18 protein-coding genes, 1 tRNA gene and 1 pseudogene are annotated in these 19,758 nt (G+C 49.0%); 11 read left to right on the top strand and 9 right to left on the bottom strand.

Annotated elements, in window-relative coordinates; all coding sequences use genetic code 11:
• Window positions 1–127 precede the first annotated feature (127 nt).
• The 5 genes from ubiA to NAL19_RS02835 form a co-directional block, all read right to left on the bottom strand.
• Window positions 128–991: a 4-hydroxybenzoate octaprenyltransferase gene (ubiA, locus tag NAL19_RS02855; RefSeq protein ID WP_225086812.1), complete on the bottom strand. Its 864-nt coding sequence runs from the start codon at window positions 989–991 to the stop codon at window positions 128–130.
• 12 nt (window positions 992–1,003) lie between these two features.
• The gene (ubiC, locus tag NAL19_RS02850; protein ID WP_225086811.1) at window positions 1,004–1,537 is read right to left on the bottom strand and encodes a chorismate lyase; all 534 of its coding nucleotides are present in this window, start codon (window positions 1,535–1,537) and stop codon (window positions 1,004–1,006) included.
• A 389-nt stretch (window positions 1,538–1,926) separates the two neighbouring features.
• Window positions 1,927–3,573 carry a chaperonin GroEL gene (gene groL / locus NAL19_RS02845; RefSeq protein ID WP_096616408.1) on the bottom strand — a complete coding sequence of 549 codons (1,647 nt, stop codon included), beginning with the start codon at window positions 3,571–3,573 and terminating at the stop codon, window positions 1,927–1,929.
• A gap of 45 nt (window positions 3,574–3,618) precedes the next feature.
• A complete protein-coding gene (locus NAL19_RS02840; protein ID WP_005971295.1) occupies window positions 3,619–3,912 on the bottom strand; it encodes a co-chaperone GroES in 294 nt (97 codons plus the stop codon).
• 231 nt (window positions 3,913–4,143) lie between these two features.
• Window positions 4,144–4,608 (bottom strand): FxsA family protein, encoded by a 465-nt coding sequence (locus NAL19_RS02835; protein ID WP_225086810.1) that lies wholly within the window; start codon window positions 4,606–4,608, stop codon window positions 4,144–4,146.
• A 509-nt stretch (window positions 4,609–5,117) separates the two neighbouring features.
• Here NAL19_RS02835 and aspA point away from each other — a divergent pair.
• The 7 genes from aspA (at window position 5,118) to NAL19_RS02800 (ending at window position 12,433) form a co-directional block, all read left to right on the top strand.
• Window positions 5,118–6,557, top strand: a complete 1,440-nt coding sequence (gene aspA / locus NAL19_RS02830) for an aspartate ammonia-lyase (protein ID WP_263058705.1) — start codon at window positions 5,118–5,120, stop codon at window positions 6,555–6,557.
• A 121-nt stretch (window positions 6,558–6,678) separates the two neighbouring features.
• On the top strand, window positions 6,679–7,980 hold the full coding sequence (locus NAL19_RS02825) for an anaerobic C4-dicarboxylate transporter (protein WP_263058704.1): 1,302 nt from the start codon (window positions 6,679–6,681) through the stop codon (window positions 7,978–7,980).
• Between the two features lie 149 nt (window positions 7,981–8,129).
• Window positions 8,130–8,462 (top strand): divalent cation tolerance protein CutA, encoded by a 333-nt coding sequence (gene cutA, locus NAL19_RS02820; RefSeq protein WP_263058703.1) that lies wholly within the window; start codon window positions 8,130–8,132, stop codon window positions 8,460–8,462.
• On the top strand, window positions 8,438–10,189 hold the full coding sequence (locus tag NAL19_RS02815; protein ID WP_263058702.1) for a protein-disulfide reductase DsbD: 1,752 nt from the start codon (window positions 8,438–8,440) through the stop codon (window positions 10,187–10,189). The genes cutA and NAL19_RS02815 overlap by 25 nt, the downstream gene beginning before the upstream one ends.
• 43 nt (window positions 10,190–10,232) lie before the next feature.
• Entirely contained in the window at window positions 10,233–10,808 is a 576-nt protein-coding gene (locus NAL19_RS02810) for a transcriptional regulator (RefSeq protein ID WP_225086805.1), read from the top strand.
• Between the two features lie 126 nt (window positions 10,809–10,934).
• A tRNA-Phe gene (locus NAL19_RS02805) sits at window positions 10,935–11,010 on the top strand.
• A 163-nt stretch (window positions 11,011–11,173) separates the two neighbouring features.
• Window positions 11,174–12,433, top strand: coding sequence for a tyrosine-type recombinase/integrase (locus NAL19_RS02800; protein WP_263058701.1), 1,260 nt, complete (start codon window positions 11,174–11,176; stop codon window positions 12,431–12,433).
• A 909-nt stretch (window positions 12,434–13,342) separates the two neighbouring features.
• Here NAL19_RS02800 and NAL19_RS02795 read toward each other — a convergent pair.
• Window positions 13,343–13,564: a helix-turn-helix domain-containing protein gene (locus tag NAL19_RS02795; protein WP_010301503.1), complete on the bottom strand. Its 222-nt coding sequence runs from the start codon at window positions 13,562–13,564 to the stop codon at window positions 13,343–13,345.
• A gap of 120 nt (window positions 13,565–13,684) precedes the next feature.
• On the opposite strand from NAL19_RS02795, the gene NAL19_RS02790 reads away from it, so the two are divergent.
• The 3 genes from NAL19_RS02790 (at window position 13,685) to NAL19_RS02780 (ending at window position 16,681) form a co-directional block, all read left to right on the top strand.
• Entirely contained in the window at window positions 13,685–13,945 is a 261-nt protein-coding gene (locus NAL19_RS02790; protein WP_039477842.1) for a helix-turn-helix domain-containing protein, read from the top strand.
• 103 nt (window positions 13,946–14,048) lie between these two features.
• Window positions 14,049–14,315 (top strand): helix-turn-helix domain-containing protein, encoded by a 267-nt coding sequence (locus NAL19_RS02785; protein WP_080164060.1) that lies wholly within the window; start codon window positions 14,049–14,051, stop codon window positions 14,313–14,315.
• 419 nt (window positions 14,316–14,734) lie between these two features.
• Window positions 14,735–16,681, top strand: a complete 1,947-nt coding sequence (locus NAL19_RS02780) for an AIPR family protein (protein ID WP_263058700.1) — start codon at window positions 14,735–14,737, stop codon at window positions 16,679–16,681.
• A gap of 98 nt (window positions 16,682–16,779) precedes the next feature.
• On the opposite strand, the pseudogene NAL19_RS02775 reads toward NAL19_RS02780, so the two are convergent.
• A pseudogene (locus tag NAL19_RS02775) lies at window positions 16,780–17,068 on the bottom strand (IS630 family transposase); the annotation flags it as partial.
• Between the two features lie 162 nt (window positions 17,069–17,230).
• Window positions 17,231–18,373 carry a Fic family protein gene (locus tag NAL19_RS02770; protein ID WP_033570614.1) on the bottom strand — a complete coding sequence of 381 codons (1,143 nt, stop codon included), beginning with the start codon at window positions 18,371–18,373 and terminating at the stop codon, window positions 17,231–17,233.
• Window positions 18,374–18,605: 232 nt separating this feature from the next.
• On the opposite strand from NAL19_RS02770, the gene NAL19_RS02765 reads away from it, so the two are divergent.
• Entirely contained in the window at window positions 18,606–18,878 is a 273-nt protein-coding gene (locus NAL19_RS02765) for a hypothetical protein (protein WP_263058699.1), read from the top strand.
• Window positions 18,879–18,960: 82 nt separating this feature from the next.
• Here NAL19_RS02765 and NAL19_RS02760 read toward each other — a convergent pair whose 3' ends face one another.
• Window positions 18,961–19,755 (bottom strand): thioesterase II family protein, encoded by a 795-nt coding sequence (locus NAL19_RS02760; RefSeq protein WP_263058698.1) that lies wholly within the window; start codon window positions 19,753–19,755, stop codon window positions 18,961–18,963.
• Window positions 19,756–19,758 lie beyond the last annotated feature (3 nt).

Genomic DNA, 19,758 nt, shown 5'->3' with positions numbered 1-19,758 from the left:
GGCTGGAAAATGGCGGACGGTCTGCCGCCATCAAGCCGCAGATGTGTTTAGCGTTACCAACACAGTAGATGTTGTGCCATAAAAAAAGCAGCGAGAAATCGCTGCTTTTTTGTCTCTGATGTTCAGCTTACAGGCCAAACAGCACACCAATAAATATCGCCATTCCCACGTATTTATTATTGTGGAACGCCTTAAAACAAGCATCGCGCTCACGACCGGCTGTGAGTATTTGCTGATAGACAAACATCCCACCCGCCGCCAGCAGCGAAATATAGTAAGGGGTTCCCAATCCGCTGATCTTTCCTAAAATCAGCAGCAGCGCCAGCATGCTAAACTGCAATAACCCGATGATGAGATTGTCAAAACGGCCAAACAAGATCGCAGTGGATTTCACCCCGATCTTCAGATCGTCGTCGCGATCCACCATCGCATATTGGGTATCGTAGGCGACCGTCCAGCAAATATACGCCAGAAACATCATCCAGCAGGTTGCAGGCAGGCTTTCACTCACCGCGGCATACGCCATCGGGATCGACCAGCCAAACGCGGCACCCAGCACAAACTGAGGAAGATGGCTGACCCGTTTCATAAACGGATAGACCCATGCCAGCCCCAGCCCTGCAACGGACAGCCAGATCGTCATCTTATTCAGCGTCAACACCAGACCAAACGCCAGTAAGACCAGCACGACAAACAACACTTTAGCAGACTGCTCGCTCACTTCACCGCTAGGCAATGGGCGAGAAGCCGTGCGTTTTACATGACCGTCAAAATGACGATCGGCATAATCATTGATGACGCAGCCCGCCGCACGCATTAAGAAAACGCCAGCGACAAACACAAAGAGCGTCCACGGTGCGGGTACTCCTCCTCCCGCCAGCCACAGCGCCCATAGCGTTGGCCACAGCAATAACAGAGAACCTACTGGTTTATCAATCCGCATCAAGCGGCAATAAGCCAGCCATTTCCCTGCTGTAACACTTCTTTCCAAGGATTTATCTCCTCAAATTACCTGCCAACCTTCATCACCCGGTACGTAATAAACCGGTGATTCCGGTAAGAAAAGCTCAGTCAACAGTAACGGATGATCCGAAAGGCACAAGCGGGAACGCCGCGCCCATAAGCCTTCGCAGCATCCGGTATGAATGTAGTCACGCGTCAGCGATTTTTGTTCAAACAGATAACGGCCTAACGGCTGGTTGCCTATCTTCGTCAGGGCTGAATCCGTTCCGTCAAGCGTCTGTTGCGGAACGACGGTACGGCCAAAAAGCCAGGGGCGATCGTCACCGTACAACACCACTTCACGCAGCCAGTAGCGCTCACTATATGGTAGCTGTTCGCGCTCTTCGCCCAGCTCTTGTGGCGTAATAAATCCCTCACGACAAAGGGTAACCCGCAGTTGGGCACAATATTTTTCCAGCCGCTGCGTCATGGAACGGGCTTCCATCAGCCAGTCACCAATATGCTCAGGTAATACCGAAGGAGGTTCAGCAAACCAGGAAATGGTGCGCAAAAGCGTAGACGCATCGTCAGACATTGTCCCTACTCCAAACAGGGTTACTTTGCCAAATAACAGCATTCGTAAATAAAGTAAGCGCTCCTATTGTAGCGCAGAATGCTTCCCCCGATAACACGCGATAAACCAATTCATCCCCGATGTGGCAACATTTCGGCAATGTCGCAGGATATGCGGCAACCAGCGTGATGCACCTTTACTCATTTATCAGGTAATCCGGCAGGAAATCGGCAAACGCAAAAGCGCTCACCTCAGTAATTCATTGAATTGATTAAACAGAAATGAGGCCCATAAAAAAAGCACCACCCAGTATCGCGACCGGATAGTGCTCTTTAAAGGACAGAAAGACGTGTTTCTGTAACCTGACTCCCTGTCACCGGAAAATCACGTCCGGTGACAATGGCGTCACATTACATCATGCCGCCCATACCACCCATGCCGCCCATACCGCCAGCAGCACCTAAGTCAGGCGCATCGCTTTTCGGCAGGTCGGTTACCATACATTCAGTGGTGATCATCAGACCCGCAACAGAAGCTGCGTATTGCAGCGCAGAACGAGTGACTTTGGTCGGATCCAGGATACCGAAGTCGATCATGTTGCCGTATTCTTCCGTTGCCGCGTTGTAACCGTAGTTACCTTCGCCCGCTTTAACGGTGTTAGCAACCACAGATGGCTCTTCACCAGCGTTGGAAACGATCTGACGCAGTGGTGCTTCCATCGCGCGCAGCGCAACTTTGATACCCACGTTCTGGTCTTCGTTCTGAGCAGACAGAGAAGCCAGTTTCGCTGCAACGCGAACCAGCGCCACGCCACCACCAGCAACCACGCCTTCTTCTACCGCAGCGCGAGTCGCAGCCAGCGCATCTTCAACGCGAGCTTTCTTCTCTTTCATTTCAACTTCAGTTGCTGCGCCAACTTTGATCACGGCTACGCCGCCAGCCAGTTTAGCCACACGCTCTTGCAGTTTTTCGCGGTCGTAATCAGACGTTGCTTCTTCAACCTGCTGACGGATCTGAGCAACACGGCCCTGGATCGCAGCTTCTTCACCCGTACCATCGATGATGGTGGTGGTGTCTTTGTTGATCACAACGCGTTTTGCCTGACCCAGATCTTCCAGCGTCGCTTTTTCCAGCTCCAGACCGATCTCTTCAGAGATAACGGTACCGCCAGTCAGCGTCGCGATATCTTGCAGCATCGCTTTACGACGGTCGCCGAAGCCCGGTGCTTTCACCGCAGCCACTTTCACGATGCCGCGCATGGTGTTAACCACCAGCGTTGCCAGTGCTTCGCCTTCAACATCTTCAGCAACGATAACCAGCGGTTTACCGGCTTTCGCTACCGCTTCCAGAACTGGCAGCATTTCGCGGATGTTGGAGATTTTTTTGTCAGCCAGCAGGATGAACGGGCTTTCCAGCTCTACCGCACCTGTTTCTGGTTTGTTGATGAAGTACGGGGACAGGTAGCCACGGTCGAACTGCATACCTTCAACCACGTCCAGCTCATCTTGCAGACCGGTACCTTCTTCAACGGTGATAACACCTTCTTTACCGACTTTGTCCATCGCTTCGGCAATCATTTTGCCTACGGTTTCGTCGGAGTTAGCAGAGATGGTACCAACCTGAGCAATCGCTTTAGAGTCAGAGCACGGTACAGACAGTGCTTTCAGCTCTTCAACAGCGGCGATAACGGCTTTATCGATACCGCGCTTCAGATCCATCGGGTTCATGCCCGCTGCAACAGCTTTCAGGCCTTCAGTGATGATAGCCTGCGCCAATACGGTTGCGGTCGTGGTGCCGTCGCCTGCTGCGTCATTCGCTTTAGAGGCCACTTCTTTCACCATCTGCGCGCCCATGTTCTCGAACTTGTCTTCCAGCTCGATTTCACGCGCAACAGATACGCCGTCTTTAGTAATGGTCGGTGCACCGAAGGATTTATCCAAAACTACGTTACGGCCTTTCGGGCCCAGGGTAACCTTCACTGCATCAGCCAGTACATTTACGCCGCGCAGCATTTTTACGCGAGCGTCATTACCGAATTTTACGTCTTTAGCTGCCATGGTGTATTTCCCTTAAATTCTTTCAGTTCAGATGATTACGCGCAATTACGCTTCAACAATTGCCAGAATGTCGCTTTCAGACATGATCAACACTTCTTCGTTATCGATCTTCTCTGCCTTCACGCCATAGCCATCATTGAAAATAACGATGTCGCCAACTTTCACATCCAGCGGCTTCACTTCGCCATTTTCCAGGATACGTCCGTGACCTACGGCCAGAACTTCACCACGGGTAGATTTACCAGCAGCGGAACCAGTCAGTACGATACCGCCAGCAGATTTTGACTCGACTTCTTTGCGCTTGACGATCACGCGGTCATGCAATGGACGAATATTCATTGATAGCTCTCCTTTGAGAAAGTCCATATCGGTTTAGGATAAACGCCGACGATGTTTTGCTTATGCTTTTCATCATTGGCCTTGTGGTGTTCTAAGTGGGGACGTTTCACCGCCCTTCAAGGGAGAAAATTCATTTTTTTTGCGTTAGGCGGCCACTTGTCGCAGACAGCAGATAAAAAATAAGGATTATCAATATGATAATCCTTATCTGTTTTTCAGTTCATCGTGACATTAACGGTCGTCACGATGTTCAATATTTGCGCTCCCGCCATCCTTGCGCTGGTATTCACCCTCAAAGGTGTTACCACCAGAAGACGACGACGCGTCGGAGCCAGAACGCCAGATATGTAGGTGAGGCATCAGTTTGAGCGTCAGGCTTTTTTGCACGGGTGGCAGTAGAAGCAACAGCCCCAGAAAGTCAGTCAGAAAACCCGGAATCAGGAGCAAGAAGCCTGCCAGAACCAGTGACACGCTTTTTACCATTTCAGCCGCCGGGCTTTCACCGGCTGCCATTTTCTGCTGCATCTGCACCAGTGTTTTCATCCCCTGATTGCGCACCAGCGAGACGCCCACACAAGACGTGAAGACCACCAGCAGCAGAGTCATGGCAACGCCCAGCACTTCCGCCACCTGAATAAACAGCGATATCTCGATGTAAGCCAAAAGAAAAATAAGTAATAACGGTAACCAGCGCACCCGGTTCTCCTGTGTGTTTTTACGCGTACTGTGTTAATCAGAACGAGTGTGAATAAGAACGTGTTAAGCCGTCGCGATTGAAAAGTCAGTACGCTCTCCCCCATGAATCTTACTACTCATGGATAAGTAAAGGCGCACACCTACTCTGCGATCCGGCACATCGTGATGATGTAAATGGGGGCGACCTTGCGCATCTTCAAGCCGCCGCCACACGATTATTGTTCTAAAATAGTGACACGTGACTACAGTCACAGTTCATTTACCGTAACGGTAGAGAACGCCAGTATAGTGATCTAAACACCTATTTTTCACTACCATAACGACATATCCTAGCGGCAATGAATTATTGGTTGGTCAGACATCCCGACAAGACTGCCTAGATAAGACAATTTGTCTAAAATTTAATTATTTTTCGAGATAATTGATTGCCGAGATAATGGTTTTACGAGATAACACCAGCCCACAACGTCTAGTTGCACCACTAGTCGCACAACAGGATAGGCACTCTCATGTCAGAAAACATCCGTATTGAAGAAGACCTGTTAGGCACCCGAGAAGTTCCCGCAGACGCGTATTATGGCGTGCATACGCTGCGCGCTGTCGAAAATTTCTATATCAGCAACAATAAAATCAGCGACATTCCCGAGTTCGTACGCGGCATGGTCATGGTGAAGAAAGCCGCGGCGTTGGCGAACAGAGAGCTGCAAACCATCCCGAAAAAAATTGCCGACATCATCATCCGTGCCTGTGATGAAGTGCTGAATAACGGCAAATGCATGGATCAATTTCCGGTGGATGTCTATCAGGGTGGCGCTGGCACGTCGGTCAATATGAATACCAACGAAGTATTAGCCAATATTGGTCTGGAGCTGATGGGCCACCAGAAAGGCGAATACCAGTACCTGAACCCCAACGATCATCTGAATAAATGCCAGTCCACGAATGATGCCTACCCCACCGGATTTCGTATCGCGGTCTACGCTTCCGTCCTGAAGCTGACCGAGGCGATAGCGAAGTTGAGTGAGGGCTTCGAACGCAAAGCCAAAGAATTTGAAGACGTGCTAAAGATGGGGCGTACTCAGTTGCAGGACGCAGTACCGATGACGCTCGGCCAGGAATTTCATGCATTTAACGTGCTGTTGCAGGAAGAAATCAAAAACCTGCTGCGCACGGCGGAACTGCTGCTTGAAGTCAATCTGGGCGCGACCGCCATTGGTACACGTCTGAATACGCCAGATGGCTACCAGCAACTGGCGGTACAGCGTCTGGCAGAAGTCAGCGGCTTGCCCTGTGTGCCAGCAGAAGATTTGATCGAAGCGACGTCAGACTGCGGTGCCTATGTCATGGTGCACAGTTCGCTGAAGCGTCTGGCCGTGAAGCTGTCGAAGATCTGTAATGACCTGCGTTTGCTCTCCTCCGGCCCGCGCGCGGGCCTGAATGAAATCAACCTGCCAGAGCTACAGGCGGGTTCCTCAATTATGCCCGCCAAGGTTAACCCAGTCGTGCCGGAAGTCGTCAATCAGGTGTGCTTCAAGGTCATCGGTAACGATACCTGCGTCACCATGGCCTCGGAAGCGGGACAATTACAGTTAAACGTGATGGAGCCGGTCATCGGTCAGGCGATGTTTGAATCGACCCACATTCTGACCAACGCCTGCTACAACCTGCTGGAGAAATGCGTCAACGGCATCACCGCCAATAAGAGCGTGTGCGAAGCCTATGTCTTCAATTCTATTGGGATTGTGACGTACCTAAATCCGTTCATCGGCCACCACAACGGCGATATCGTCGGCAGGATCTGTGCAGAAACGGGAAAAAGCGTGCGTGAAGTTGTACTGGAGCGCGGCCTGCTGACCGAAGCCGAGCTGGATGACATTTTCTCCATCCAGAACCTGATGCATCCGGCGTACAAAGCCAAACGCTATACCGATGAAAACGAGCTTCCCTAACACCAACATCTAATTCCAACAGGCACGTCCGTTCACGAAGAACCGCGTGCCTTTATTTTTTGCCGTCTACGGCCATAAGAATAAGTTATGAAATTTTTATTATTAATTAAGGAGCATAGTCATGCTTGGTCTTGAGTTGTTTATCGTTCTGCTCGCCATCTATTTGGGGGCACGACTGGGAGGCATCGGCATTGGTTTCGCCGGTGGCCTGGGAGTGCTTGTTCTTACGCTGGGGTTTCAGATAAAGCCCGGCGTCATCCCTTTTGATGTCATTGAAATTATCATGGCCGTTATCGCCGCCATCGCTGCGATGCAGGTGGCGGGCGGAATGGATTATCTGGTCAGTCTGGCGGAGAAATTGCTGCGTAAGCACCCGAAATACGTCACCTTTCTCGCGCCGCTGGTCACCTACTTCATGACGATTCTGGCTGGAACCGGGCACACCGCGTTTTCCACCCTGCCCGTTATCGCCGAAGTCGCCAAAGAGCAGGGGATTCGTCCTTCTCGCCCGCTCTCCATCGCCGTTGTCGCCTCACAAATCGCCATTACCGCGTCGCCGATCTCTGCGGCAGTGGTGTTTGTCGCCGGTATTCTTGAGCCACACGGGGTTAGCTATCTGCTGCTGTTAGGTATCTGCATCCCTACCACGCTGGCAGCAATCCTGTTGACGGCAATTGTGACCAATTTCCTGGGTAAAGAACTGAAAGACGATCCGATTTATCAGGAACGTCTGAAAAAAGGCGAAACCACGCTGCGCGGTAATAGCCAGCATGAGATCAAACCGGGCGCCAAACTTTCCGTGACGCTGTTTCTGATCGGCATCATCGCTGTCGTGCTGTATGCCACGGCGATTAGCGGCACGGCTGGGCTGATTCAGAATCCGGTTCTGCCGCGTAACGAAGCGATTGTGGTCTTTATGCTGACGATCGCCACGCTGATTTGCATCACCTGTAAAATCGACACCGCGCGCATCCTCTCAGCCAGCACGTTCAAGTCTGGCATGAGTGCCTGTATCTGCGTAATGGGCGTGGCCTGGCTGGGCGATACCTTTGTTAAAGCGCACATTTCCGATATTCAGGATACCGCAGGCGCGCTGCTGCAAAGCTACCCGTGGATGCTGGCCGTTGTGCTGTTCTTCGCCGCCACGCTGCTTTATTCTCAGGCGGCAACCGCGAAAGCACTGATGCCTGCGGCGCTGCTGCTGGGCGTTTCTCCGGTCACGGCGGTGGCGTCTTTTGCTGCCGTTTCCGCCCTGTTCGTTCTGCCGACCTATCCGACTCTGCTGGCGGCGGTGGAGATGGATGACACCGGCTCAACGCGCATCGGCAAGTTTGTGTTTAACCACTCCTTCCTGATTCCCGGCGTGCTGGCAATTACGCTGTCGGTGATATTTGGCTTTATCCTCGGTAGCATCCTGATCTAACGATTGCCTTTTAGACAGTCCCTTGCGGATCGGCTTAACTCGTCGATCCGCCTCATTCCTCCCGCGCAGTTCATTCCCTTCAAACAATAAAGCAAGGTATAGTGTGGCTCTGGTTGTCTGGAATTTGTTCATCTGACACGGAGGATGTGATGTCTGACCGCCCGCTTTGCGCTGCCGTCGTCATATTATGTACCGCACCTGACGACGCCTGTGCGCAACGGCTTGCCCATTCGCTGCTGGAAACGCGGCTTGCTGCCTGCGTCACCCTACTGCCCGGCGCACGTTCGCTCTATTACTGGGAAGGCAAGCTCGAACAGCAATCAGAAGTACAAATGCTGATAAAAAGCGATACCTCACATCAGCAAGCGCTGCTGACTCACCTGAAACAACAACACCCTTACGATACGCCGGAGCTATTAGTTCTGCCGGTATCCGGGGGCGATAGCGATTATCTGACATGGCTCAACGCATCTTTACGCTGATTTTCCTGTTATGGACGGCTTTCGGCACACCCAGTGTAGCCGCCTCTTCTTTTGGTCAGAAACTGTTTGGCAACAGCACGACGTCACGCTTTCTGCCGGTCGACGGGGCGTTCGCCTTTGAGTTTCAGCAGCAGGACAACCAGCTCAACCTGGGCTGGGATATTCATCCCGATTACTATCTGTATCGCGCACAGATCAAGATCGAAGGAAACGGTGCCACGCTTGGCAAGGTGGAACTGCCGCAGGGCGAAAGCCATAGCGACGAGTTCTTCGGTCAGGTCTTTATTCTGCGGGATCGGCTGGCGTTAGCGGTTCCCATTGAACGGGCCGAGAGCGGTGCGACTGTCAAAGTGACCTATCAAGGCTGCGCCGATGCGGGTTTCTGCTATCCGCCGGAAACGCGCGTTGTTCCTCTCAGTCAAGTGCAGGCTAACGCAGACACCCGTGCACCGCTCACTACGCTATCAGACAAGGCAACACCATCAAACCAAAGCACACCGCCGCAGAGCACGCCCATGCCGTTCTCGCCGTGGTGGGCGCTGTTGATTGGCATCGGCGTCGCCTTTACTCCTTGCGTCCTGCCAATGTACCCGCTGATTGCCAGCCTGGTGCTGGGTAGAAAAGAACAACTGACGCCGCGCCGCACGCTGCTGCTGTCGATGACCTATGTTCAGGGGATGGCGCTGACCTACACGCTGCTCGGGCTGGTTGTCGCCGCCGCCGGATTACGCTTTCAGGCTGCACTTCAGCATCCTTATATTCTGATTGGTCTGTCAGTCATGTTTGCTGCGCTGGCGCTGTCCATGTTTGGCCTGTATACACTCCAGCTCCCGTCCTCGGTACAAACCCGACTGACAGAGTGGAGCAACCGTCAGCAGGGCGGCTCCGTCACGGGCGTATTCTTCATGGGCGCACTGGCAGGACTGATTTGTTCCCCCTGCACCACCGCCCCGCTCAGTGCCATCCTGCTTTACATCGCCCAGAGCGGCAACATGCTGGCAGGCGGCGGCACGCTTTATCTCTACGCGCTGGGCATGGGCTTACCGCTCATTCTGGTCACGTTGTTTGGCAACAAACTGCTGCCACGCAGCGGCCCGTGGATGCAGTACGTTAAAGAAGCGTTTGGCTTTATTATTCTGGCGTTGCCCGTTTTCCTGCTGGAACGCATTCTGGGAGAAACCTGGGGAACCCGCCTGTGGAGCGCGCTCGGTATCGCCTTCTTTGGCTGGGCGCTCATGCTGACGCTGCGCAGCAGTAAAGGCTGGATGCGCGGCGTGCAGCTACTGCTGCTGGCAGGCGTAGTGATCAGCGCCAAACCGCTGCAAGACTGGGTATTCCCTCCAACGGGCGTGGCGCAAACTCATACCTCCGCACTGAACTTCGCCCCTGTCGCCAATATCGCCGATCTCAACAGTGCGCTGGCAAAGAGCACTCAGCCTGTTATGCTCGATCTTTACGCGGACTGGTGCGTAGCCTGCAAAGAGTTCGAGAAATACACGTTCAGCGACCCGACAGTGCAAAACCATCTGTCGCGCATCACGCTGCTACAGGCGGACGTCACCGCTAACCGCGCAGAACAAAATGCGCTGCTGAAAAAGCTACAGGTTTTAGGGCTGCCGACCATCGTATTTTTTGACGCTCAGGGGAAAGAGATCCCCGGTTCGCGCGTCACCGGTTTTATGAATGCTGAACAATTTCAGGCACATTTGCAGAAATTCAGCCCATAAACGACACTTTCAATTCGCTTGTTGTGCTTCTGGAGGAGACCTAATGCAACGGGAAGACGTACTTGAACACGCGCTTACGCTACTGGAGCAGCACGGTTTTGCCATGACGACACTGGATATGCTGGCGGAGAGGCTGGGGGTTCCGGTAGAGGAGCTGACGCCCTTCTGGCCGGATCGGGAGGCGCTGCTGTACGACGGCCTGCGTCACCATAGCCAGCAAGTCGATACCTGGCGGCGTCAGTTGCTACTAGACGACGAGAAAACCATCGAACAGAAACTGCTGGCACGCTATCAGGTGCTGCATGAGTCGGTAAACAAACAGCGCTATCCGGGCTGCTTGTTTATTGCGGCGTGCAGCTTTTTCCCTGATATCACCCATCCTATCCACCAAATTGCGGAACAGCAGAAGCTGGCGTCTTACCAATACACACGTGATTTGCTGGAAGAGCTGGAAACCGACGATCCCGAAATGGTCGCACAGCAGATGGAATTGATTCTGGAAGGCTGCCTGAGCAACCTGCTGGTCAAGCATCAAGCCGCCAGTATCGCCACCGCCCAGCGGCTGGCAGAAGATGTCTTACGCTTTGCGCTGTGCCGCAAAAACGGTGCACTCACCTGATTTCAGGCACAAAATGCGGTAAAGCCCGCATTTTGGCTGAAAAGTCGGCAGTCAGCAGGGTTTTGCGCGCTTTCGTTGATAAACCCGTTGACGCCGTGCGGCCAATACGGTTTAATGCGCCCCGTTGCCCGGATAGCTCAGTCGGTAGAGCAGAGGATTGAAAATCCTCGTGTCCTTGGTTCGATTCCGAGTCCGGGCACCATATTTTTGTTTTGGGACGTTCCTATACGTCCGGGAACATAGAAAAATCAGTGAGTTGATGAAAATCTGGAGCACCTCAAGGTACTACCAGATTTTTTGACATCCGTAGTTTTTGGGGGCTTAATTGGGGGCCTGTCGGTTCGATAAACTACGGAGCCCCCGCTATGCCTCTGACTGATACCGCCATCCGCAACGCCAAACCGCTCGATAAACCTTACAAACTCAGCGACGCGCAGGGTCTGTACCTGCTGATTAAACCTAACGGTTCCAAGCTCTGGCATCTTAAGTACCGCTTCGGCGGCAAGGAGAAGAAGCTGGCGTTTGGCGCTTACCCGACTGTCTCGCTTGCCAGTGCCCGTAAACTGCGTGAAGAAGCCCGAACTATTCTCAGCGCAGGGAACGATCCCGGCGTAAAAAAACAGCACGGCAAACAGGCGAGGAAAAACGGCAATACCTTTGAAGCCATCGCTCGTCAGTGGGTGGCCACGAACATTCGCTGGAGTGAGGCACACGCCGCCAAAGTCCTGCGTTCACTGGAACTGCACGTTTTCCCGCTCATCGGCAATGTCCTTGTCACCGACCTGAAAACCGCCAACCTGCTGATCCCGCTGCGGGTAGCGGAGAAAAAGGGTTGTCTGGAAACGGCTGCACGGATACAGCAACGCACGACGGTCATCATGCGTTACGCCGTACAGGAAGGACTGATTGCCAGCAATCCGGCCAATGACCTCTGCGGCGCGATCACCCCGCCGCCGAAAAACCATTACCCTGCCCTACCGCTGGAAAAGTTGCCGGAACTGCTGGAAAGGATAGAAGGCTATTCAGGCAGACTGCTAACAAGGTTGGCGGTACAGCTTAATTTGCTGATCTTTATCCGCTCCAGTGAATTGCGTTTTGCCCGTTGGGTAGAGATCGATCTGGATAACGCCATGTGGACACTTCCCGCACAGCGGGAGCCCATAGCTGGCGTGCGCCACTCAGAGCGTGGCGCAAAAATGAAAACGCCGCATCTTGTGCCGCTGTCAAAACAGGCGGTAACGGTACTGAAGCAGCTAAAACTGTTGTCCGGCAACGGGGATTTACTTTTCCCCGGCGATCACGATGCCCGTAAGCCAATGAGTGAGAACACCATCAACAAGGCGTTGCGCACAATGGGTTATGACACACAGGTGGATATCTGCGGACATGGCTTCCGCACGATAGCGTGTAGTGCGTTGATCGAATCAGGTCGCTGGTCAAAAGATGCTCTGGAGCGGCAGATGAGCCATCAGGAGCGCAATCACGTTCGTGCCGCCTATATTCACAAAGCGGAACACCTCGACGAACGGACTCAGATGATGCAATGGTGGTCAGATTATCTCGATGCCTGTCAGCATCAATTCATCCCGGCTTACCGCTTTGAAAAGTCGATTAAGGTTGCCTGAGCCAGACTTATACACCGATGGAATAAGTCGCTTCTAATCGAACAGAGGCGGCTTATCTTGTTTCTCTACGCCGCTGTTGTATCAGGGCTGAGGCGGAGCGCAGCAGAGCGAGCACCGAACATCCCTGATACAACAGCGGGATTCTGTCATCATCAAAATTACCCGTTTTTACAGGGACAAGCGATATGACAGGCTGCGCTTGTATGGCTTTTTTAATGGATGCGAACAGCAGAAATTAAAAAAGTGGCGTGAGGCGAGTAAATTCCATTTCGTAGAAATGGCTAATTTGCGTCGCCCGAACCCACCCGCGAGCGTTTTCCCCCCCAAGGGAAACCGAGCTGGCCGGGGGAGCCGAATAAATTTTGCCGTCCCAGCGAGCAAAAAGACGCGCCCACGCGTCGGTTTATTTGGGGGGGCTTGCCCCGCACACCGTCGCCGCTAAGTCCCGGCCACAAGCCGGTAGCGAGGCGCGACCAACCCATTTAAAGCAGCGTTTCCCGTTATTTCGCACCGAGCTTGCGAGAAAGAGAAATAACAGGCTAAAACGCGCGTCTTAAAGGGGTTGGTCGCGCGTAGCGCGCGACGGTGTGCCGCCGTTGACCCTGGGGGTTTTGGCGTGGCGTCCAGCCACGACATTACCCCCATGCGAAAGGCAATAAGGGCGTCCAGCCCGCATGAACTGGCGCACGCCGTTTTGTGTCGGGAAATGTATTTTCCGACACAGGGCTGCATTGCTGCCACCGCATTCGCCTCATGCGCTCGCCGCATATACTTGCCCCATACCATGGGGCGAAGTCACGGGGTGAGAGCATGGGGCGAACAACAAAAGTAAACTGTCGCGCTTCGCTTGCCTTCTCCCGAACCGTTACCGATCTTGTTCGATAACGGTTCGGGAGATCCTGTTTTACTTTAACGATCTTCTGATTTGCGGTAACGGGAAGGCCAGATTTCCGCAGGTGAAACCCCCAGCGCTTCCGCAATCAGCTTTTCCCCTTTCGGCCAGTGTTTTGTTAACGCGTTTGCCAGCGTGGAAGACGCTAACCCCGCTTCTCGGGAAACGGCTGCCAATGTTGTTCCCTTCTTTCTTAACCCGGCGATGATATCTGCCGGGTGCCAATCCTTATCAATCATCTCCATGATCCTTATTTTGTGGCCTCACATTAAACATCATTTGTTCAGATAGTCTAAACAACTACGATGTTAAGTAATGCTAAACACTAAGTCAATGTATGATCATTGATGGTGTAATGAATGCTGCCTACTCGTCTCAAAGCCGCCCGACTACGGGCTAATCTAACTCAGGAAAAATTGGGAGTTCTTGCTGGCATTGAAGAAGAAACTGCGCGTTCCCGCGTGTCTCAGTATGAAGGTGGGATACATCGTCCAACATTTGAAATGATGTGCGCATTTGCAAAGGTACTTAATGTGCCGGAATGCTACTTTTACACCGTTAACGATGATTTTGCTGAGATGGTTCTGGAGCTTTACCTTAAACATCAGAGTCATTCTTAACGAATGCAAGTAAATCCCCTCCTTGATTGTTCAGGAAGTCTAAGCAACCTACATGTAAAGTAGTGCTAAACATGCTATCAATATCCTTATTGATGGTGCCATCATGTTGCCCATTCGCCTTAAAACGGCTCGTTTACAAGCCAATCTCACTCAAGAAAAGCTAGGCGTACTGGCTGGCATTGAGGAAGCCACTGCACGATCACGCATATCCCAATATGAAAGCGGTATACATCGCCCAACATTTGAGATGATGTGCGCGTTTGCTAAAGTTCTTAATGTGCCTGAGTGTTATTTTTATACGGTTGATGATGATTTTGCTGAGGTTATTTTAAAGTTACATAATGGTGAAATAGTTCAGTGGGAAAAATAAATTAGTCCATATAATTATTTTTAAAATTAAACTAATAATATGGAAAATGATTGTTTGAACTACCACGAAAGAGAATAGCCATATAGGTGGTGATACCGGACAGAATTGGTCTTATCAGACTTACTGGATACCGATGCGTCTTGCAATGCTCCCACCCAGTCTACTGTATAAAAAAGACGCTAGGGATGTCATATGTCGCAGGTATGATATTCTGAAGAGCAATCTCGGCACCTGATTTTGTAGATAATGGAAAAAGATAGTGTGCTTATTTAATGGCAGCAAGGAATTTAGTAGCGGGGAATCGTACCATCATTTTGTTAATCTTATCCCTTTAAAAAAATAATAAATTTCATTGTTGATTTACTCAATATTTAATGCTAGAAAATACATTCACACTTATTCACTAATGAAGGTATATTATGGATAATATAATTTTATCAGGCATGCTTCGAGAGTTCGTAATTAAAAATAATTTAGAAAATGACAATCAAGATTTACAATTTGAAAAATTCGTCAACTATTGTTTATTGAAATCTGATCATTATGACTCTTTTGAATTTGATAAAGTTAGCACTGGCGAATGTATCGGGGTTGATGGCATTGCAATCTCAATTGGCGGAATAATTATTGATGAAATGACTGACCTAGAGAGCTTCACACGAGCACAATTTGAAGTTAAATTCATATTCTCTCAATCAAAAACATCCACTAAATTTAATTTCGGGGATTTTTTAAAATTCACATCAACTGTAAAGACATTTTTTGGTAAAGACAGGCAGGCAGTGCCAACTCAGTTACATAAAGCATTTGACCTTAAAACCTATATTTACAATAAGAGTGCAAAACTAAAAAATTTACCTAGAATTGAATTAGATTTTGTCTACACTGGCCATTTTGATAATAACAATAATGACATTATATCTCAAAAAGACGTTTTTTTAAAAGATATGCAGTCAATCCCATATTTATCTTCTTCTGTAACATGTGATATATATGATGGAGATGCAATTGCAAAATTATACAGAGAAACACAAAATGATATTTTTGTAGAAATCCCTTTCGAGAGACACGTTTCCCTCCCGAAAATAAAAGGAGCAAAATCGGCTTATTTAGGTGTAGTGAAATGCTCTGATTATGTAAAAATAATACAAAAGAGCAACGGTGATATTAATAAAGGATTGTTTTTTGAGAATGTTCGTGACTTTCTAGGCAATCAGAATCTAGTTAATGATGATATAGCTCAAACCATTAAGAAAACGGAAGGAAGAGACAGATTTGCCATACTCAACAACGGACTAACTATCGTCGCAAAGGGAATAGTCCCATCTGGAGATAATTTTCAACTATCTCAATTCCAAGTTGTAAATGGGTGCCAAACCAGTCACGTGCTATATAATAATAGAAAACTTTTGACTGATGATATGTATGTAACAATAAAACTTGTGGAAACCACAGATATTGATTTAAGTGGGCAAGTGATATCGACAACTAACAGTCAATCACAAGTAACAAAAGAAGCTTTTGCAACAATTCGCCCATACCATCGGTTAGTAGAAGATTTTTTTAATGCAATGAGAAACAATGTTGGATACGAATATTACTATGAACGCAGACCTCATCAATATGACCATGAACAAGAAATAAAACAACAATTTATCACATCAGCGCCGACATTAATTAAATCTTTCGTATCAACAGTTTTGGAAGAGCCGCACAAGGTTCATTATTACTATGGAACGCTACTGTCTGAATATAATCAAAAAAAATCTAGTGAACTTTTTTCCGAAGATGACTACCCAGGTTTATATTTTGCAGCTCATCACATCACCTTCAAAACAAAAGGATTCGCCAACAAAGACCGTCAATTAAGAGAGTGGAGCTTCCATCTCGCCTTATTAATAAAAAGAGCTATTGCCCCAGAGTTACATAGGGGAATGGCTATTATTGATAAACGGTTCTTACAACTAATGATACGAATCGATGATGAAATTGAACCTGCATTTAATGCGGCAGCCAGATTCTTAAAATCAAAAAAAATAAATGAAAAAGAAAACAGGAACCCTGAGGTTACTAAAAAACTCATAGACGATTTTATGCAATTTCTATCAAAAAACCCTATAGAAAAAAATGTAAAAAACCATTCAAAACCATCAGACAATAGATTCAAATTAAAAAATGGAGAATATATAGGAATAATTGATAACATCGCACACAATAAGAGAAAAATTCACATTCAGCATGGTCCTTTTAAAATAGAAGGAGAAGCCATCAATGACAGTGTATTGCAATTAACAACTGGGGATAAAGTTTTATTTAAAATACGACAAGATAAAATCACAGTTGAACCTTATATACATATTAATTAATAAACTATAACACCCCCATTATAACTTTAATGGGGGTGTTATTTCTAATCATCGTTTCTATAGTTTGATTATTATATATCCTATCCTACAGAGGGGAATTGTACCAATAACAGAATAGTCTTAAGAATATCAGCAACAGGTCATAGGGAAGCGAGTCCGGGTCTAAGGCTTGTAGTCTCTTAACACAATGTAAAGTATACCAATTTATCCATCGACAGGCAGATGAGCGAGCTTAGCAGTTTGGCAACGTTGGTGACAGTCATCACGCGATGCAGCATCAGCATGCCAATGAGCCATCTGGCGTAATTTTTATTTATCGCCTGTACGCTAGATTTCTTTACACATTAGTAGTCGTTCTTCATCAGGGATTAATGCCATTATTTGCATCGCTCAGTCCAGTTAGTGATTTATGATGTTTGGCGATTGCTCAGATCGATTAATTCGCAATGAGTTCCCTTAAAGCTATCGACTATTACTACTCAAAGTTATTTAGATTTTCTAAGCTCAATCAGGTAAAAGTGTATTAGCAAGCAACAGAGAGAAACGAGATTACAAATCAGGAATAAACCCTTCTTCACGCAGAACCTTAATCACCCCGCGGATCAGATATGAGTTAGAAAATTTCGCCGTATAGGAACGAGCTCCTTCTTCCACTGGTTGGAGCAGCCCCCGGTCAATCAACTTACCGAGCTGATAAGTCACCTGCGCTGGTTTTAGATCAGGTAAAGCGGTACGGAGATCACCCGCTTTTATCGTCCCTAGCTCTACAGCGCGTTTCAGAACTTTGGATTCCAACGGGTTTATTAGCCCTCTTTCTGATGAAAAGTCGATCGCCGGATACAGTATTTTCGTACTCAAAAAAGCATGGTTTGTCAGTTGATCGACTTTCTTCAATTCAGATGAAATTCCCGAAAGTACATATAAACACCATTCTTCTAAGCCCTGCTCAGTTCCTTTATCCGCTAACGACAGCATGGCGTAATAGCGTTCACGATCATTACAGAATACCGCTGTCGGATTTAGTACCCGACCACCTGCCTGAACATTAAAACCATACTTGATGAGCAATGCATAAGTCAGCAATCTGACCGTTCTGCCATTACCATTGCCAAAGGGATGTATCCAGCCAAAACGGTGATGCACCAGTGCAATTTTCATCAGATCATATTTTGGTTTATCAGCACGGTTAATAAAGGCGGTCAGTTCTGACATATAGTCAGGAATGTGGATATGTTCCGGCGGTAAATGGTCAGACTGAGCGATGCTGACATTATGTTGTCGATAGGCACCGGGCGTTCTGTCGCCTTCCTGTTGCAACCCGACAACCGCCAGACTATGTAACTCGCGGATAAAATATTCCGTTATCTCATCACCATTATTTAGATGTTCGTCGATGAATTCCATCGCGGCTTCAATATTGTTGATTTCTTTGAGCTGGTCCGTTGAACTCTGTGTTCCTTCGACTTTGCTTTCCACATAGTCGGCAAGTGTCGTGTGGTTTCCCTCAATCCTCGCAGAACCCAGACTCTCCAGCATGTGGAAAACGGCTTTCAATTGCGCAAACAGGATAGGGTGAACATCCGTTTCCAGTCTCAGATGCCGGAGTAACTCCAGCTCTGTCAGAGCGTCGACTAAAGGGGAGTCAAAACTGGGGTTCAGAAGTGAAAGTTCAAAGTGATTAAATTGAGCCATGATATGTAGTTATCTCAAATAGAGTATGAGAACATCTCAAAATAATAGCAAAAATACCAATATAATCCATATATTATAGATAACATCATTTATGATTATCTCAAAAACCACGAATCCTACATATCAAGTCTACGTTTAAGAGATATTCAACACAGAGAGGTATCGGCTGTTGCCTGCATAGGAGATGAAACCACGTTTTTAGCGACGTTAACAGCTAAAACACCGATTCATCGTGACAACCATCACAAAAACAAAGCGATTTTTTATGGGGGCTTTCATGGGGGCGCTGCTTGATCGTCTTTCCAACAAAAACAATAATAAACAGCATGTTAATCGTAAGTACGATCCCGAGTCCGGCACCACTAATTTAAAGAACCCGCCCAAAAGGCGGGTTTTTGCTTTTGGCGCCAGTATGACAAGCGCTATTCAAAGCCCCAGTGTTTATACGAGTCCGGCAGCAGGAATTTGTTCTTCACCAGCGAACGCTAACCACATAAGTCAATGAGTGAAAACACCATGAACGAGTGAACGTCGTTCCATGTCGGTAAGTTCGGTTCCTGACGCAGGACGACGATGCGGCCAGCGTGTTATTTTCGCGTGAGTAGACTTGGTGAGCGAACACAGGAAGTATCTTCAATACTCTCGTCAACATGATAGCGCTGCAAAATTTGCGTAAGCGCCTCGAGCACCGCTTGTCTCTGCTGCTGAATAAAAAAGTGCCCACCGTCAAATAACCGTACCGTCACAGGATCGGTAAACAACGTCTGCCACTGTGGCAGCTCCATCAAGGGAACATTCTGATCCTGGCGTCCCCCCATTATCGTCACAGGTAGTGGTAATGGTGTGACAGAGGATAAGTGGTAATCCTCTACCAAGCGGAAATCAGCCCGTAGCATAGGCAAAACCAACGCCATCAGTTCCTGATGAGCAAGCAATTCCGGCGGCGTCCCCCCATACCCTTGCAGACGCTGGATAAATGCAGCGTCTGAAAGCGATGACATCGGCGATATGTCACGAATCAGATGCAGCGGTCGACAGCCTGAAGCAATAAAATGGAGAGGCAAACGCTGCCCATGTTCCTGTAATGCCTGCATTAATGACATACCCAAACGGCATCCCAGGCTGTGACCGAACAATAACCACGGTTTATCGAGCGGAATGTGCTGCCGCAACGCCTCAACAACTTCAGCTACCCGCAGGCAAGGCGCTTCGCGCAGGCGCGTACTACGTCCCGGTAGTTGAGCAGCGCAAAGTTCAACCCACGGGGGTAATCCGTTGGCAAAGGGTTGGTAATGGCTGGCGCTCCCCCCTGCAAATGGCAGGCAGATTAATCGCAAGGCTGCCGCGGGACGCGGCAGTAATGTGTGAAACCACGGTGACATTCT

This window comes from Pectobacterium sp. F1-1 (genome assembly GCF_025643735.1).
GTDB classification, from domain to species: domain Bacteria; phylum Pseudomonadota; class Gammaproteobacteria; order Enterobacterales; family Enterobacteriaceae; genus Pectobacterium; species Pectobacterium colocasium.
The sequence above is the reverse complement of the archived record's forward strand: the minus strand, read 5'-3'. Positions and strand labels throughout refer to the sequence as shown.

Coding starts and splice junctions, on each gene's coding strand:
- ubiC (WP_225086811.1), bottom strand. CDS start 1,537: ATGTCTGACGATGCGTCTACGCTTTTGCGCACCATTTCCTGGTTTGCT.
- NAL19_RS02800 (WP_263058701.1), top strand. CDS start 11,174: ATGCCTCTGACTGATACCGCCATCCGCAACGCCAAACCGCTCGATAAA.
- NAL19_RS02785 (WP_080164060.1), top strand. CDS start 14,049: ATGTTGCCCATTCGCCTTAAAACGGCTCGTTTACAAGCCAATCTCACT.
- NAL19_RS02840 (WP_005971295.1), bottom strand. CDS start 3,912: ATGAATATTCGTCCATTGCATGACCGCGTGATCGTCAAGCGCAAAGAA.
- NAL19_RS02780 (WP_263058700.1), top strand. CDS start 14,735: ATGGATAATATAATTTTATCAGGCATGCTTCGAGAGTTCGTAATTAAA.
- cutA (WP_263058703.1), top strand. CDS start 8,130: ATGTCTGACCGCCCGCTTTGCGCTGCCGTCGTCATATTATGTACCGCA.
- NAL19_RS02795 (WP_010301503.1), bottom strand. CDS start 13,564: ATGATTGATAAGGATTGGCACCCGGCAGATATCATCGCCGGGTTAAGA.
- NAL19_RS02815 (WP_263058702.1), top strand. CDS start 8,438: ATGGCTCAACGCATCTTTACGCTGATTTTCCTGTTATGGACGGCTTTC.
- NAL19_RS02825 (WP_263058704.1), top strand. CDS start 6,679: ATGCTTGGTCTTGAGTTGTTTATCGTTCTGCTCGCCATCTATTTGGGG.
- NAL19_RS02770 (WP_033570614.1), bottom strand. CDS start 18,373: ATGGCTCAATTTAATCACTTTGAACTTTCACTTCTGAACCCCAGTTTT.
- NAL19_RS02760 (WP_263058698.1), bottom strand. CDS start 19,755: ATGTCACCGTGGTTTCACACATTACTGCCGCGTCCCGCGGCAGCCTTG.
- NAL19_RS02790 (WP_039477842.1), top strand. CDS start 13,685: ATGCTGCCTACTCGTCTCAAAGCCGCCCGACTACGGGCTAATCTAACT.
- groL (WP_096616408.1), bottom strand. CDS start 3,573: ATGGCAGCTAAAGACGTAAAATTCGGTAATGACGCTCGCGTAAAAATG.
- NAL19_RS02810 (WP_225086805.1), top strand. CDS start 10,233: ATGCAACGGGAAGACGTACTTGAACACGCGCTTACGCTACTGGAGCAG.
- aspA (WP_263058705.1), top strand. CDS start 5,118: ATGTCAGAAAACATCCGTATTGAAGAAGACCTGTTAGGCACCCGAGAA.